The organism is Pseudomonas extremorientalis (assembly GCF_001870465.1).
Lineage (GTDB): Bacteria > Pseudomonadota > Gammaproteobacteria > Pseudomonadales > Pseudomonadaceae > Aquipseudomonas > Aquipseudomonas extremorientalis.
The window spans coordinates 110,332-125,754 of sequence record NZ_MDGK01000060.1 but is presented as its reverse complement, the minus strand read 5'-3'; the positions used below and the strand labels follow the sequence as shown (position 1 = coordinate 125,754).

Sequence of the window (15,423 nt, the reverse complement as noted above, 5' to 3'; positions counted from 1 at the left end):
ACACCAAATTAGGCCTCTATCACTGTGTTCGCATGGTTGAGCAGGACACGCATTTGGCTGAAAAGGACAGCGGCACTCAGAACACTTTCAAGACGCGCAGATTCAGGCGTGCACCTTCCCTGAAGCCTTGCTCCACCTCGATATCCCTGCCGAGCTGCGCCTGGACCTGCAAGGTTGGATCGATAAAGTGCGTGACCGTGAAACGTGCATAGGACGTCGATACGCCATCGTGCTGGTCAACGCCGTCGACGCTGGTTGCGGCCCCGGTGACATAGCCTCCGCCGAGGGCGAACGTGGTGCTTGGGGTCCAGTTGTAGCGCACGGCGGCCTGGTACTCGTAACGCGTGTTTTCTTCGAGTTTTGCGCTGCTGGCGCCGTAGTCGTGATTGGTCGAAACCCAGGACACGTCTGCTACGGTGTCCAATGCCCACTGCGCTGAGAAGTGGTGGATGTAGGCTGCTTGTAGCGTCGCCCGCCAGCGATTCTCGCCCAGGTTCAAGGCATCGTTTTTGTCGTAGCTGCCCACGGGGATGTACAGGTAGGGGGCCAGGGCAAATACATCTTTGTTGGCGGTGGGCAGTGTCCACTTGAGCGGGGCGGTGAGAATCGGGTCGCCCACGCCGTGGGCATCGCCCAGTGCGCCGACATCGCCAGCGGCGTTCATTTAGCCGAACGGCAGCAATATCTGCGGTTCCCATGAAAGGTTTTCGCCGAGGCCTACGGCATGGATGTAACGCAGGATCCCTACATCGGAGCTGAGCTTGGCGTTGTCCGAGGTTCGATGGCCGTTCTGATACAGCTCGGACCGGTCGGTGTGCTGGTAGTAAAACAGCACCGCATCGGCCCCGGCGGGCAGCGGCTCGAAATCCCCCGGCGCGACTTCAAGGGCCTGGCTTTTGGCAAATGGCAACATCCCCAGCACCAGCACGAGTCGACTCACGTTCATGGCCGTTCTCCTTGTGCGGCAGCGGCATCGCGCAGCATTCCGGTGTGCGGATGGCAGTTGATGTACTCGAAGATCTGGCTGTTGGCGTCTGACACTGACACTTCGTGGTACAGCCGCAACTTTTTCAAACCGGCGGCCACGCGGAAGAACGTCACGAAAATACGCAGGTGGGTCGGGTGGGATTCGGCCCAGCGCTCGAGTTTTTCCACCGAGCGCCAGTGGCCGATGTTGTAGCTGATGTCGAGAAAGTTGCCGTCCAGGTCGATATTGCGCACGAACCGATTGCTGTAGCAGCCCAGCGGCTGGCCGTTGTCACGCAGGAAGTCCATGCCGTCCTGCAAGGTTGGCAGAATTTCGTCGAGGTACAGCGCGCGCTCATCCGCCTCGGCGTCCGCCCAATCCTGGCCGGAACGAATCAGCGTGAGGTTGTCATGCCCCAGCACCACCACCCGTCCGCCCCTGGCAGGATCACCGCTGATCACTTGCAGCTCACTGGTAGGCTTCATCCAGTCGGTCTGGGAGATCGGAAAGCGGTCGCGCATCGAGCCCCAGTAACCGTGCTCTTCGATTTCGCCGCTGGTCTTGTCCATGACTGCGCCGACACCGGGCAGATTGTCCTGGAAGGCGTACAGCGTCTCGAACTGCTCCGCGCGCGGTGCGCTGATTTCACGAAAATAGCCCAGCCCGTCGTCGAGGCGATCCTGGGAGGCCCACCAGTCGTTGACCGGTGCGCAGCGTAACCAGCGGCAGTGAGCTGCCGGGTCTTTCCAGTAGCCGACCACCATCAGGTTATCGAAGCCGCTGTTGTCGGTGTGGTGGGTCACGTCATGGTTCTGCGGGCCATCGGCGAGGCTGAAGCTGCCGACGATGTGACGCATGGCCTGGAGCGCGGCTTCGCGCTGCGTCTCCCCTCGGTACTGCACGCCGAAGTAAGCCATCACCACCTGTTCCAATTGCTCGTCGGCGCGTGCAACCCACATGGCAAAGGGTGGCTGGTACTCTTCGGGCACACGGCGAGACAGGGTTCGTGGGCATTTGAGATGTGTGTCGATTGCAGATTCCATGTTGAGCTCCTCGTTATTTTCGTTCAGGCCTACGGGCGGGCATCAGTGCTGGGGCGACGGGTCGCGCTTGGCGGTCTGTCGTCGGCGCAGCAGCTTCATGGCCCCCCACTCAATCAACCAATAAGCCGACTCTTCAGGCACGAGGTCGCGCCTCTGCAAGAGCCAGGAGGCATCAGCCGAAGGGTGTGAACAGTGTCGATGCATGGCGTGCCTCATCAGCGGGGAGTTGAGCTGCTGTGAGGTGGAAATTAGGCGTGACGGCAAGGCGGCGCTTGGTTCGTCGAGACAACCGTTTGGCTGGAAGAGACAACGCCGGTGGGGACTCCCACGGGTGATCGGCGTTGGTGCGCCCGTGTCGAAAGCTCAGGCCTCTGTGCCTCTTATTGGGGACGACGAGGGCGTTGAAAGCCACGCTTGGGTGCAGGAAACCGATAGGCGTACGTGAGGGCGAGCGTCAATGTGCCTGGCCTGTTAATTGCTAGCGCTGAAAAGCCGGTAACACCTTTTCGAGCTCTTACTGCATCGCTGTACCGAGGTCAGTGCCATGAATCCAAGCACTCAGTATTCGACCCTTGCCGTTGCTGCACCACGTCGATTTGATTACTGGAAAGAAGTGGTCTGTCGCCATTGCCTGGCGGCCGACAGCAAACCCCTGTCCCAGAGCAGTTTCGATGGCGTTCTTGCGGTCAATTCCCTGGGCGCTCTCGATCTCTGTTCCCTATCATCGCCCCTGCATTACTGGGAGCGTTCCGAGCAGCATCTGCGCAGCGGTCCGGCCGACGATCTATGGTTGGGGTTTGCCCGAAACGGTTATGGACAGATCGAACAGAGCGGAAGAAAAGCCAGCCTGGCAACGGGCAATTTGTTTCTTTATGACGCAACGCAACCGTTCCGATTCAGCCTTGGTGGTACCGAAAACCACCTGGTGCGTATTCCGCGGGCATTGCTGACCGAACGCCTGCCGCGTATTGCGGAGCACACCGCGATGGTCCTCGATGATCGGCGGCCTGGTGTGATTCCCTTGCGGGAAATGCTGCGCCAAGCAGCGATTACGCCGGCATCCTTACAGGATCAGGGCATCTCCAGTCGCTATTCAGGGGCGTTGCTCGACCTTCTGGTGATCAGCCTGGAACTCCAGGACCTGAAGGCCACTCACCAGGAACTGGACCTTTACGGCCGCATCATGCAGTACATCCAACGGCATCTGGCCGAGCCGGACCTGTCGATTGAGGTCATCGCCAAAGCCCACAATGTGTCCACCCGCACCGTCACGCGCGCCTTCGCGCGGCACCAGAAAACCCCCGCCGCAGAAATCTGGAGGGAACGCCTGAATGCCAGCCGTGAAGCGATCGAGCGCGGCCAGGTGCGCAGTATCTCGCAAGCCGCACTGGACTTCGGGTTTTCTGACTTCTCCCATTTCAGCCATGCGTTCCGCAAAGCGTTCGGCGTCGCGCCTAACACCCTGTTGCAGCGAAATTGAGAGGGCTTATCCAAGGAAATGAGCGGTCAATGCAATAGGGTCAAGCAGGGGGAGCGCTAGCCTGCGCTCCTGTTCCTGGACATATCAACCTCAAACGTTATCTCCTCTGCAAGCTGCTGTACGCTCGAGCTGTCTGCAAGCTTGGCCAGGTTGATACCCGTAGTGCAGAACATTGATTCAGTATCTGGCTGCCTGACAAAGACGGTAGCAGTCCAGCCATTGATCAGAACGCAATCGACCTTATGCCCCGGCAGACTCTGCTCCAGACCCTCGGTCAGCGATATTTTCTTCCAGCTGTGCATGATGACGTACTAACGTGGGTAGTGATGCACGGTTGACCTGCGCATCTTCAAGAAGTGCCACTAGGCCATCATTTTCAATCTGAACAACCTTTATACCTGATTGATCAAGACCCCGAATATTCCTGCTCGGCGCTTGCCAGCAGGTTGGCGCCAGTGCTCAGTGCCAGCACCGTGAACAACAGCACCAGGATCAGCGCTTTGTTCTTGAACAGCATGTTCGGATGACCTCACCTGAACCTGAAGGAAAGCGGCCGCAAGGGCCGCGATCGTCGACTTACCAGAGGGCAATGTCATAAGTGAGGTAAAGGCGGTTGCTGTCGCGGCCCCGGGAGAATTCAGAGCGATAGACATAGTTGCGCATGCGCACCCCCAGCCCCTTGAACGTGCCGGCCTGCACCACGTAGGCCAGCTCGGTATCACGCTCCCATTCCTTGACGGTGGTTGCGGACTTACCGTCATTGCCGCTCAGGTAGCGCGTTGAAAAGGTCAGGCCGGGCACGCCGACGGCGGCGAAGTTGTAGCCGTAGTTGAGCATCCAGGTCTTCTCGTCCTCCTCGATGAATTTGCCGATGCCGGCGTTGCTGAACGAGTAGACGGTGGCGCCGCTGATGTAGGGCAGACCGGCATCTCCGCGAAGGGTCTGGTAGCCGCCGCCGACGGTATGGCCTGCGATCACGTAGGACAGCTGGCCGCTGAACATGTCGTTGTCGATTTTGCCTGCGTAGGCAGAGCCGCTATCGACACTGTTGAAGTAGCGCAGGTCGCTGGTCAGCACACCACCGGCCAGTGGCAGGTCGTGCTGGATACCGGCGAAATTCTGTCGGTAGAAGTTCTCGAGTTCTCCATAGAAATAACTCAAGCGAAGGTTTTTGCCCCATTTGTACTCAGCCCCGGCGTAGTTGAAATCCCCCGATTTTTCCCCGCTGTAGCCATCGGGCACGATCGGCACGCTGTTGGTGGAGTCGCGTAACTTGAAGCGGTCCAGGTGCCCGCCGGTGACGGTCAGGTTGTCGATGTCGGTGCTGCTGACCTGAGTGCCCTGGTAGGTCTGGGGCAACAAGCGTGCATCGTTGTAAATCAGTACCGGCGTCTTGGGCAGCAAGGTGCCGTACTTGACGGTGGTTTTGGCGAACCTGGCCTTTGCGGTTGCGCCGGCGCTGGCGAACTCGTCGGCTGCTCGCCCATCGTCATGCACCGGCATGAGCCCGGTGCCACTGCGACCGCGCCCCGAATCGAGCTTTACGCCATAGAGCCCCAGGGCGTCCACGCCAAAGCCGAGGGGGCCCGGCGTAAATCCGGACTGATAGTCCAGCAGAAATCCCTGGGCCCACTCGGTACGCTCGCTTTTTGCCGTTCTGGCGGCTCGCGCACTCATGCCGTGCTCGTCGCGAAAGTTCTCGTTGAAATACACATTGCGCAGTTGCAGCTTGAGTTTGCTGTCGTCAATAAAACCTTCGGCGTTCGCACTTGCGACCGGTACCAGGGCAAACGCGCAAAACAACGCCCGATGGGCATACACATGGTTCATGGCAAATGACTCTTTGTTGTTATTTGGGGTGCAGGGCGACACGCGCCCCGTGAGCGAGGCGCGCTGAAAGACAGCGGAGGTTGTGGGTGGATCAGGTGAACAGGCTGATGGCCCCGGTCAACAAGGCCAGCGCGGTGACGACCAGCGAGGTCAGCACGGCCCATTTGACGGTGGCCTTCTGGAAGTCGCCGATATCGCGATCGACCATGCCCACCAGCAACAGGGTCGAGGCCACCAGCGGGCTCATGAGGTGGACGGGTTGCCCCAGGATCGAGGCGCGCGCGATTTCAACCGGGTCGATGCCATACGCCGCGGCGGCATTGGCCAGGATCGGTACCACGCCAAAATAGTAGGCGTCATTGGACAGCACGAACGTCAGCGGCATGCTGGTGATCGCCACCACCAATGGAAACAGGTGGCCCCAGGACGGCGGGATCCAGTCGACGAGGGTCTGCGCCAGGGCGTCCACCATCTTTGTGCCGGAAAAAATCCCGGCAAAGATCCCGGCGGCGAATACCAGCAACACCACGGTCATGGCATTGCCCGAATGCGCCAGGATGCGTTCTTTCTGAATGTCCAATTGCGGGTAGTTGATCATCAGCGCGAGCACAAAGCCGATCAGGAACAGGATCGCGGAGTGCATCAACCCCATCACCAGGGCCACCATCACCGCAATGACCAGCACCAGGTTGACGTAGGCCAGTTTCGGACGCTTGTGGGGGGTGTCCTCAAGAATCGCGTTGATGTAGCAATCGCCGCCACCGCTCTGCAGTTGGACGTTGCCGATCCGCTTGCGCTCGGCACGCCCCAGCAGGAAGGCGGTGAAGATCACCCACAGGGCGCCGCCGATCATGGTCGGCAGCAACGGCACGAAGTATTCGCCGGCATCCAGGCCCAACGCGGCAATAGCCCGTGTCGCGGGGCCGCCCCAGGGGGTCATGCCGCTCATGATGCTCAGCGACAGCATGGAAATGGTCGCCAGGATCATCGGGTTCATGCCGATGCGCTTATACAGCGGCAGCATTGCCGCACAGGTGATCATGTAGGTCGTGGTGCCGTCGCCGTCGAGTGCGACCAGTAACGAGAGCAGGGCAGTGCCGACCGCGATCTTCATCGGGTCGCCATTGACCCGCTTGAGGATCTTGCGGATCAGCGGGTCGAACAAGCCTGCGTCGATCATCAGGCCAAAGAACAGGATCGCGAACAACAGCAGTGCGGCAGACGGTGCGACCATTTTCAGGCCGTCGAGCATCATCTTGCCGGTGGTGCCGCCGAAACCGCCAAGCACCGCGAAGACGATAGGTACAACGGTGAGCGCGACGATTGGCGACAAACGCTTCGTCATGATGAGGACGGTAAATACGACCACCATGGCCAGGCCAAGGAAAGCGAGCATAGGACGATTCTCTTGTTGTTATCGTAATAGTGGCTGACGCCGAGGCGCACGCGCCCTGATCCGCCGGGCGGCCGAAGGCGCCTGGCGGAGGAGGGGTCAAGTCAGGGAGGGGCGTTGCCCGGTTATTGTTAAGCGCGCTTGGGGACTTTCAAGTCTTCCCAGGCTTCTACCGGCGTCGCAGAGGGTTTTGCGTCGAGCATCCGGTGCAGCGTTTCGCGATGGCAGGCATTTTCCGATAGGGAAATCACTACCGTCGCGACGGCGTTGCTGGCCAGGCTGGTCAGGGCGCGCGCTTCGGACATGAAGCGGTCAACCCCGATCAGCAGCGCCAGGCCGGCCAACGGGATGTCGTGAATGACCGTCAAGGTCGAGGCGAGCGCGACGAACCCGCTGCCCGTCACGCCGGCGGCACCTTTGGAGGACAGCAGCATGATCGCCAGCATGGTGATGATTTGCGTCAGACTCAGGTCAATGTTGCAGGCCTGGGCAATGAAAATCGCCGCCAACGACAGGTAAATGGCCGTACCGTCCAGGTTGAACGAGTAGCCGGTGGGGAGTACCAGGCCTACGACGCCTTTTTTGCAGCCCAGCGCTTCGAGTTTTTCCAGCATGCGTGGCATGACCGGTTCCGTGGAGGACGTGCCCAGCACCACCAGGAATTCTTCACGGAAGTAGCGCAACAGTTTCCACAGGCTGAAGCCGTTGCTACGGCAAATGCTGCCCAGGACCACGAACACGAAGAAGCCGCAGGCGATGTACAACGTCATGATCAACTTCGCCAGAGAGCCCAGCGAAGTGATGCCGTACTGACCCACGGTGAACGCCAGGGCGCCGAAGGCACCGACCGGGGCAAAACGCATCAGGTACGCGAAGATCTTGAAGACCATCTGCGAAGCGGCTTCGAGTACGTCGAGTACCGGCTTGCCACGCTCGCCCAGGGATGACAAGGCAAACCCGGACAACACTGCAATAAAGAGCACCGGCAGCACTTCCCCCTTACTGAAGGCACCCACGAAGGTTTCGGGGATGATGTGCATGAAGAACTCCACAACCCCAAGCTTTGCCGCCGACTCGGTGTACTGGGCCAAGCCTTTGGTGCTCAGTTGGGTGGGATCAATGTTCATGCCGACGCCCGGCTGGAACACATACACCGCCACCAGGCCAATCACCAGGCTGATCACCGTAAGGCCAAAAAACAGCAGCATGGTCTTGCTGAGCAGGCGTCCAAGCGAGCGTTTGTCGCTCATTCCGGCAATGCCGGTGACGATGGTGCAGAACACCACGGGGGCAATCATCATCTTGATCAGCTTGATGAACGCATCACCCAGTGGTTTGAGCGCGATGGCCTGCTGAGCCCAGAAATGCCCGACCACAATGCCCAGCACCACGGCGCAGAGGATCTGGAAGTAGAGCGATTTAACAACTTTCATGGCATCACCCATTTTTAGAATTGTGCGGATGCAAAAATGCCAACGACCGCCGGAATTATCCGGCGAGGCGCTGTGACTCAGTGGCGTAGACGTAACCGGAGAACAGCCTGCGCGCGGTGCGTACGACGGACGCTTGAATTGTCTCACCATTGCTGCCGGTGTAGGACAATACGACATCAATCCCGCCGCTTGGATGTTCGATACGCACCGCTTCACGACGCGGCGTGCTGACCCCGCCAAGCATCTGCGCGACGATACTGCCTTCTATCACGCACGCGGTGGCCAGACCAATCGAGCCGGTAATGGCAAGCGCGCGGTGGCAGTTGTGTGGCATGAAATAGCGAACCTGAATCGTACCGCCAGCTTTCGCGGGCGAGACCAGCACCGGCTTGGGAATCACTTTGCCGCTGACATCGCCCAGACCCATGGCCAGGCCGGCCTGGAGCCGCAATGTCTCCAGGCGTCGCAGGAACTCCTTATCGGCGTCCAGTTCCGCTGGGCTCTCATCGCCTCGCTTGCCCAGTTGGCTGGCTTCGACGAGCACCATGGGCATCGCCATGTCGATACAGGTCACTGCAATGCCATCAAAGACGTCCTGCGTGTTGCCGGTGGGAAAGAGCTTGCCCGTCTTGCTGCCGGCTGCATCCAGGAAGGTCAGTTGCACCGGCGCCGCAGTACCGGGCACGCCATCAATGGCGGTATCGCCCTCATAACTGACTTTGCCATCCGGTGTGTACACCTGGGAATGGATGAAGGTCCCGGTGTTGACGTTGCGAATGCGCACGCGGGTGCGTCCGGGGGTGGCTTTGACCAGGCCCTGTTCGATGGCGAATGGGCCAACCGCACACAGCATGTTGCCGCAATTGGGTGCGCTGTCGACTCTGCGCTGAGACACCATCACTTGGACAAACAAGTAATCGACGTCCGCATCCGGGTGCAGCGAAGGGCTGACAATCGCAACCTTGCTGGTTTGCGGGCTGCCACCACCGATTCCGTCGATCTCCAGTTCATGACCGGAGCCCATCAGGTTGAGTAGCAGTTCGTCGCGGGCCTCGATGGACGACGGCAAATCCCAGTCGAGAAAAACCGGACCTTTGGAGGTACCACCGCGCATCAGCACACAGGGGATTCTTTGCATAATACTGACTCTTGTTGATCAATCGAGGTAATTGATGCTCTGTGAGCAAGAGTCTCAAGCTTTGAAAAATGTTTCCAATGCAAAAATTGACGTTATTATTGCGTTTGGCGAATGATGAATGTGCGCTAAACGACTTCCCAATTTCCTTGGCTGTTGAGACTGGACATGGACTATGAGCTGAATGACATACGATCTTTCGTGAAAATCGCCGAATTGGGTAGCTTTCACGAAGCGGCCGATGCTTTGCATCTGTCTCAACCTGCACTCAGCCGGCGGATAAAAAAACTCGAAGAGGGGCTGGGCACGGCGTTGCTGGATCGCACCACCCGCAAAGTCAGCCTTACCAGCGTCGGGCGTGACTTTCTTCCCAAGGCGCGCCGGTTGCTGGATGACTTCGACGAGTCGATTCTTAATATCCGTGAACTGGCCGAACGCCAGATCGGCCGTGTAACCCTGGCGTGTATCCCTACCGCCGCGTTCTATTTCCTGCCTTCAGTGATCCGTCTGTACAACGAGCGCTACCCGAAAATCCGCATCCGTCTGCTGGATTTGAGTGCGAATGAGGGGCTTGAAGCGGTGCTGCGCGGGGAAGCCGACTTCGGTATCAACATGATGAGTGGGCAGCACCCGGACATTGAGTTCGTGCCATTGGTCAGTGAGCCCTTTGTATTGGCGTGCCGGCGTGATCACGAGCTGGCAGGGCGCAGTTCGGTCACCTGGTCTGAATTGAGCGATTACCGCCTTATCGGGGTAGGGCGTTTGAGCGGCAACCGCATGCTGCTCGACCACGCTCTGTCGGGCTTGAGTTGGCGGCCGCAATGGTTCTATGAAGTCCAGCACCTTTCGACTTCACTGGGCCTGGTGGAGGCCGGCCTGGGGGTTTCGGCGATGCCAAGCCTGGCCATGCCGGCTGATGATCATCCCACCCTGGTCAGCGTTCCATTGATCGAGCCCGTGGTGAACCGCTCTTTGGGCCTGGTTTACCGTCGAGGGTCATCGCTTTCGCCGGCGGCGGAAAAATTCGTCTCGATACTGCTTGAGCAATGGCCACAGTGAACGGCCGCGTGTTGCCGTTCGCCAGTGGTCATCGTCATGAATGCGAGGTGGGCATGCTCTGAGTTGTTACTTCTGCCCACTGAGGGGGCGTTTTCTGAGCGGTCAGGTAGCAAGCTTGTGCACGATCCCTTCACGGTTTCCGCTGATGCAATGGGCCTATTTCATTTGAATCAAGCGCTTGGGTCATAGCGCCGTGATTTGGCATGCTTCCTGCTTTTTCGTTTCCATGGATAATTGGATACAAAAATTCAAAAGGTGCTGCCGATGCAATTTGCCCCCGCTTATGTTGACCGCCAGCCCCTCACCGCCGAGGAGGAGGCCTACAACTTCCTGCTCGATGCCATTTGCGGCGGTCGCTACCGCAAAGGCGACCGTCTGATCGCCGAAGATATCGCCAGCGAAATCGGCATGAGCCGCATGCCGGTGCGCGAAGCCTTTCGCCGCCTGGACGCACAGGGCCTGGTGACCTTGCGGCCCAATCGCGGCGCCATCGTCAGCGGCCTGGATATCGATGAACTGCACGAAGTGTTCGAAATGCGCAGCGCCCTCGAAGGCCTGGCGGTGCGCGTCGCGGTGGGGCGTATCGGCGAGCGCCAGTTGGCCGCGCTGGAGCGCTTGCTCGACGCGATGGACGACTACCGCGACGACAGCGCCGCCTGGGTCAGCCGGCACCGCGCTTTCCACGAATACCTGTGCAGCCTCAGTGGCCGCCCACGCCTGATGAAGCAGATTTCGGCGCTGTACTCACTGGTCGAAGCGCCCATGCGCCTGTGGTTGCAGCACGGCGAAAAACCCCTCAGTGCCCGCCAGGAACACGCGGTGATCCTCGACGCGATCCGTGCCGGTGACGCCGCCCGCGCCGAGGCCGTGGTGCGCGAACACATCGAAGGCACCGTGCCTGCACTGATCCAGTTCCTGCAAACCGAACAACAATAAGAAACACCTGCTGTGTGTTGACGTTGAGTCCTGCCCCGTTAATCAACGAACTGGAGTGTCTGGTCATGCATAAACACCGCGCCTTGCTGGTGGCTGTCTCCCTCGGCCTCTGTACCCAATGGGCCGTCGCCGCGCCCCAGGTGCCGGAGCGCCTGAAGAACGTCGACAAACTCATCTACTGCTCGGGGATGGATTCACCGCCCCTGGTGTCCTTCGATGAAGCACAGAAACCCCGCGGGCTCACCATCGACCTGGGCCTGGAGATCGCCAGGCGCCTGGGCGACAAGCAGGTGCAGTGGCGAGTGATTCCGTTCTCTGGCCTGGTGCCGGCATTGCTCGCCCAGCAGTGCGACATGATCGTCGACCAACTGTTCGACAAGCCTGAGCGACGCCAGGTGATCGACATCGTCAACTACATGTATTCCAGCCAATCGGTGGTGGTGCCCAAGGGCAACCCCAAGGGCATCAAGACCCTGGATGACTTGTCCGGACACAAGGTCGCGGTGCTCAACGGCTCCACCATCAAGACCCTGCTGGACGCGCAGAACGACAGCCTGGCCAAGGCCGGCAAGCCGCCGATGAAACTGGTGGTGTACAACACCGACACCGACGCCTTCCAGGCGCTGCGCATCAGCCAGGTCGACGCCTACGGTACCACCGTGGAAACGGCCGGCTATTACGCCGCCATGGCCCCGGACCTGTTCCAGGAAGGCGTGCCAGCGTTCAGCCGCATCCTCACCGGTTTGGGCATGCGCAAGGACGACCCGCAACTCACCGCCGCCGTGCAGCAGGTGATCAGCGACATGCGCAGCGACGGCAGCTACGTCCAGTTGCTGAACAAATGGCATGTCAGCAGCGACACACTCGACTGAGGCACACCGGCGATGAATTTCAATTGGGATGTGTTCTGGCAGTACCTGTTTCAGCCGAGCGGGGTGTACCTCACCGGGCTGTGGCTGACCTGCCTGATCGCGGTGTCGGCGATGCTGCTGGGCTGCGTGCTGGGGCTGGCGGCGGCGCTGCTGCGCTTGTCGAAGAACCCGCTGTTGCACTTGCCGGTACGCTTTTATGTGTGGCTGATGCGTGGTACGCCGCTGCTGGTGCAGATCGTATTCCTGTACACCGCGCTGGCGGCGGGCGGGATTTTCCGTTTCGAGGACATCGCGCTGTTCGGCCTGGTCATCCCCGGCAATATTCAGGCGGCGATCATCGCGCTGGGCTTGAACGAAGGCGCATACATGGCCGAGATCATCCGCGCCGGCATCGGCGCGGTGGACAAGGGCCAATACGAAGCCGGGCGTTCCCTGGGCATGGGCTTTGCCAAGCTGATGCGGCGCATCGTGCTGCCCCAGGCGTTTCGCGTGATCGTGCCGCCGCTGGGCAATGAGTTCAACGTGATGCTCAAGAACACCACCCTGGTCAGCGTGATCGGCGTGCAGGAATTGCTGCTGAGCACGCAGATGGTCACCTCGGCGACGTTCCGCGTGTTCGAGTTGTACCTGGTCGTGGCGATTTACTTCTTGATGCTTACCACGCTGTGGGGCTTTTTCCAGCGCTGGCTGGAGGCGCGCTTCGGCCAGTCCGACCGGCCATCCGCGCCGCCACCGGCGTCCAGCCGCATGTTCGGGCGCAGCACCTTGAAACTGCTGAGGGGACGATAACCATGGCGCACCAGAGTGAAGAACTGATCATCGAGGCGCTGGACATCCACAAGTCGTTCGGCACCCTGCAGATCCTCAAGGGCATCTCCCTGCAAGTGCGGCGCGGCGAAGTGGTGGTGCTGATCGGCGCCTCCGGCTCGGGCAAGACCACCTTTATCCGCTGCATCAACCTGCTGGAAGACATCCAGAGTGGGCGCATCCGCGTCAACGGTCGTGCCATGGGCTATCGCGAGCGCAGCGATGGCAGCCTGGTACGCGATTCGGAGCGCAACATCGCGCGCCAACGCCGCGACATCGGCATGGTGTTCCAGCGTTTCAACCTGTTCCCCCACATGACCGCGCTGGAAAACATCATCGAAGCGCCGATCCAGGTGCTCGGCACATCTCGCGCCGAAGCCTTGGAGCAAGCCCGTGGATTGCTGGCGCGGGTCGGCCTGGCGGACAAGGCCAGCCATTACCCGTCGATGCTTTCCGGCGGCCAGCAGCAGCGGGTGGCGATTGCCCGCGCCCTGGCGATGAAACCCCAGGCCATGCTGTTCGACGAACCCACCAGCGCCCTCGACCCGGAAACCGTCGGCGAGGTGCTGCAGGTGATGAAGGAGCTGGCCGAGGAGGGCATGACCATGGTGGTGGTCACCCACGAAATGGGCTTTGCCCGTGAAGTGGCCGACCGCGTGGTGGTGCTCGACCAGGGCGAACTCATCGAACAAGGGCCGCCGGAACAGATTTTCAGCCGCCCCAGCCATCCCCGTACCCGGGCCTTTCTCAGTCGTGTGTTGTGAGTCTTTCCATCACCCTGTGTTGACGAGTCTTAGCCATGTTGAAATTTTCTGCTCACGAGTACCCCTATCCCTCGCAGCGCCAAAGCGTGTTTGCCCGTCGCGGCATGGTTGCGGCGTCCCAGCCCCTGGCGGCCCAGGCCGGTATCCAGATCATGCAACAGGGCGGTAACGCCATTGATGCGGCGATTGCCACGGCGGCCGCGCTCACGGTGGTGGAGCCCACCGGCTGTGGCCTGGGCGGCGACGCGTTCGCGCTGGTCTGGTGCAAGGGCCGGCTGCACGGCCTGAACGGCAATGGCCACGCGCCGGCGGCCTTGAGTATCGAGGCGGTCAAGGCGGCGGGGCACGACCGGATGCCGCTGTATGGCTGGACACCGGTCACCGTGCCCGGTTGCCCCTCGGCCTGGGCCGAGCTGTCCGAGCGCTTCGGCAAGTTGCCGTTTGCCGAGTTGCTGCAGCCCGCCATCAGCCTGGCGCGTGACGGCTTCCCGTTGTCGCCGGTGATCGCCCAGCTCTGGCAGGCCGCGCTGGATGAATTCGGCCCCCATCGTGACCCGGCCCTGGACGCCTGGTTCGACACGTTCCTGATCGACGGCCGTGCGCCCCGGGCGGGTGAGATATTCCGCAACCCGGCCCAGGCACGTACCTTGGAAGAACTCGCCGCTACCCGTTGCGAAAGCTTGTATCGCGGTGCCCTGGCCGAACGCCTGGATGTGCATTCCAGGGCTAGTGGCGGTTACCTGCGCGCCAGCGACCTCCAGGATTATCGCGCCCAATGGGTGGACCCTATCCACGTCAACTACCGAGGGGTGGACGTCTGGGAAATCCCGCCCAGCGGCCAGGGCCTGGTGGCGCTGATGGCGTTGAAAATCCTTGAAGGCTTCAGCTTCGATCACCGCGACAGCCAGCAGACCTGGCACCGCCAGTTGGAGGCGATGAAACTCGCCTACAGCGACGGCCTGCACCACATCACCGACCCGTTGCACATGCGCGTGGCCGTCGCCGACCTGCTCAGCGATGCCTACAGCACCCGCCGCCGTGGGCAGATCGGCGAACAGGCGCAGCCGCCCAAGCCCGGCGACCCCCATGCCAGCGGCACGGTGTACCTGGCCACGGCGGATGCCGAGGGCAATATGGTCTCGTTCATCCAGAGCAACTACCACGGCTTCGGCTCCGGCGTGGTGCTGCCCGACAGCGGCATCGCCCTGCAGAACCGTGGGCAGGAATTCAGCCTCGACCCAAGTCACGCCAACTGCCTGGCACCGGGCAAGAAAACCTTCCACACCATTATTCCCGGCTTCCTCACCAAGGACGGGCAGGCCCTCGGGCCATTCGGCGTGATGGGCGGCTACATGCAACCCCAGGGCCATGTGCAGATGGTGATGAACCTGGTGGACTTCGGCCTCAACCCGCAAGCGGCCCTGGACGCGCCGCGCTGGCAATGGCTGGGCGACATGAAGGTCGGCATCGAACACGGTGCCTCTAGTGACCTGGCCAATGCCCTGGCGCGACGCGGGCACCAGGTGCAGATCGCCAGCGACCTCACCGACTACGGGCGTGGCCAGATCATCCTGCGTGATCCGGTCAGTGGTGTATTGTGCGGTGGAACGGAGCCAAGGACGGATTCAACGATCGCAGTGTGGTAAGCGAAAAAAATTGGCTGAAGCCTGTCCCTTTTTTTCACCTCGCCTGTCATTCCAGGCA

Annotated in this window: 14 protein-coding genes; 7 read left to right on the top strand and 7 right to left on the bottom strand. The window is 60.7% G+C overall.

Annotated elements, in window-relative coordinates; genetic code table 11:
* Window positions 1-76: 76 nt before the first annotated feature.
* The 3 genes from BFN10_RS26320 to oxdA are packed head-to-tail and all read right to left on the bottom strand — an operon-like array spanning window position 77 to window position 2,010.
* Complete coding sequence (locus tag BFN10_RS26320) at window positions 77-664, bottom strand: transporter (protein ID WP_231999514.1); 588 nt, start codon at window positions 662-664, stop codon at window positions 77-79.
* Window positions 665-946: a hypothetical protein gene (locus BFN10_RS29800; protein ID WP_231999513.1), complete on the bottom strand. Its 282-nt coding sequence runs from the start codon at window positions 944-946 to the stop codon at window positions 665-667.
* Window positions 943-2,010, bottom strand: coding sequence for an aliphatic aldoxime dehydratase (gene oxdA / locus BFN10_RS26315; protein WP_071492180.1), 1,068 nt, complete (start codon window positions 2,008-2,010; stop codon window positions 943-945). Before oxdA ends, BFN10_RS29800 begins: the two co-directional genes overlap by 4 nt.
* 544 nt (window positions 2,011-2,554) lie before the next feature.
* Here oxdA and BFN10_RS26305 point away from each other — a divergent pair.
* Window positions 2,555-3,490 carry an AraC-like ligand-binding domain-containing protein gene (locus BFN10_RS26305; protein WP_071492178.1) on the top strand — a complete coding sequence of 312 codons (936 nt, stop codon included), beginning with the start codon at window positions 2,555-2,557 and terminating at the stop codon, window positions 3,488-3,490.
* A 576-nt stretch (window positions 3,491-4,066) separates the two neighbouring features.
* Here BFN10_RS26305 and BFN10_RS26295 read toward each other — a convergent pair.
* The 4 genes from BFN10_RS26295 to BFN10_RS26280 form a co-directional block, all read right to left on the bottom strand.
* On the bottom strand, window positions 4,067-5,320 hold the full coding sequence (locus BFN10_RS26295; protein WP_071492176.1) for an OprD family porin: 1,254 nt from the start codon (window positions 5,318-5,320) through the stop codon (window positions 4,067-4,069).
* Window positions 5,321-5,411: 91 nt separating this feature from the next.
* The gene (locus BFN10_RS26290) at window positions 5,412-6,716 is read right to left on the bottom strand and encodes a CitMHS family transporter (RefSeq protein ID WP_071492175.1); all 1,305 of its coding nucleotides are present in this window, start codon (window positions 6,714-6,716) and stop codon (window positions 5,412-5,414) included.
* 128 nt (window positions 6,717-6,844) lie between these two features.
* Window positions 6,845-8,158: a dicarboxylate/amino acid:cation symporter gene (locus tag BFN10_RS26285; RefSeq protein WP_071492174.1), complete on the bottom strand. Its 1,314-nt coding sequence runs from the start codon at window positions 8,156-8,158 to the stop codon at window positions 6,845-6,847.
* Between the two features lie 43 nt (window positions 8,159-8,201).
* Window positions 8,202-9,284: a 4-oxalomesaconate tautomerase gene (locus tag BFN10_RS26280; protein ID WP_071492173.1), complete on the bottom strand. Its 1,083-nt coding sequence runs from the start codon at window positions 9,282-9,284 to the stop codon at window positions 8,202-8,204.
* 165 nt (window positions 9,285-9,449) lie between these two features.
* On the opposite strand from BFN10_RS26280, the gene BFN10_RS26275 reads away from it, so the two are divergent.
* The 6 genes from BFN10_RS26275 to BFN10_RS26250 all read left to right on the top strand — a co-directional run bounded on the left by BFN10_RS26275 (window position 9,450) and on the right by BFN10_RS26250 (window position 15,365).
* Window positions 9,450-10,340 (top strand): LysR family transcriptional regulator, encoded by an 891-nt coding sequence (locus BFN10_RS26275; protein ID WP_071492172.1) that lies wholly within the window; start codon window positions 9,450-9,452, stop codon window positions 10,338-10,340.
* A gap of 264 nt (window positions 10,341-10,604) precedes the next feature.
* Window positions 10,605-11,276: a GntR family transcriptional regulator gene (locus BFN10_RS26270; protein WP_071492171.1), complete on the top strand. Its 672-nt coding sequence runs from the start codon at window positions 10,605-10,607 to the stop codon at window positions 11,274-11,276.
* Between the two features lie 65 nt (window positions 11,277-11,341).
* Entirely contained in the window at window positions 11,342-12,148 is an 807-nt protein-coding gene (locus tag BFN10_RS26265) for an ABC transporter substrate-binding protein (protein WP_071492170.1), read from the top strand.
* 12 nt (window positions 12,149-12,160) lie between these two features.
* The gene (locus BFN10_RS26260) at window positions 12,161-12,937 is read left to right on the top strand and encodes an amino acid ABC transporter permease (protein ID WP_071492169.1); all 777 of its coding nucleotides are present in this window, start codon (window positions 12,161-12,163) and stop codon (window positions 12,935-12,937) included.
* Between the two features lie 2 nt (window positions 12,938-12,939).
* On the top strand, window positions 12,940-13,719 hold the full coding sequence (locus BFN10_RS26255; RefSeq protein WP_071492168.1) for an amino acid ABC transporter ATP-binding protein: 780 nt from the start codon (window positions 12,940-12,942) through the stop codon (window positions 13,717-13,719).
* Between the two features lie 35 nt (window positions 13,720-13,754).
* Window positions 13,755-15,365: a gamma-glutamyltransferase family protein gene (locus BFN10_RS26250; protein WP_071492167.1), complete on the top strand. Its 1,611-nt coding sequence runs from the start codon at window positions 13,755-13,757 to the stop codon at window positions 15,363-15,365.
* Window positions 15,366-15,423: the final 58 nt, after the last annotated feature.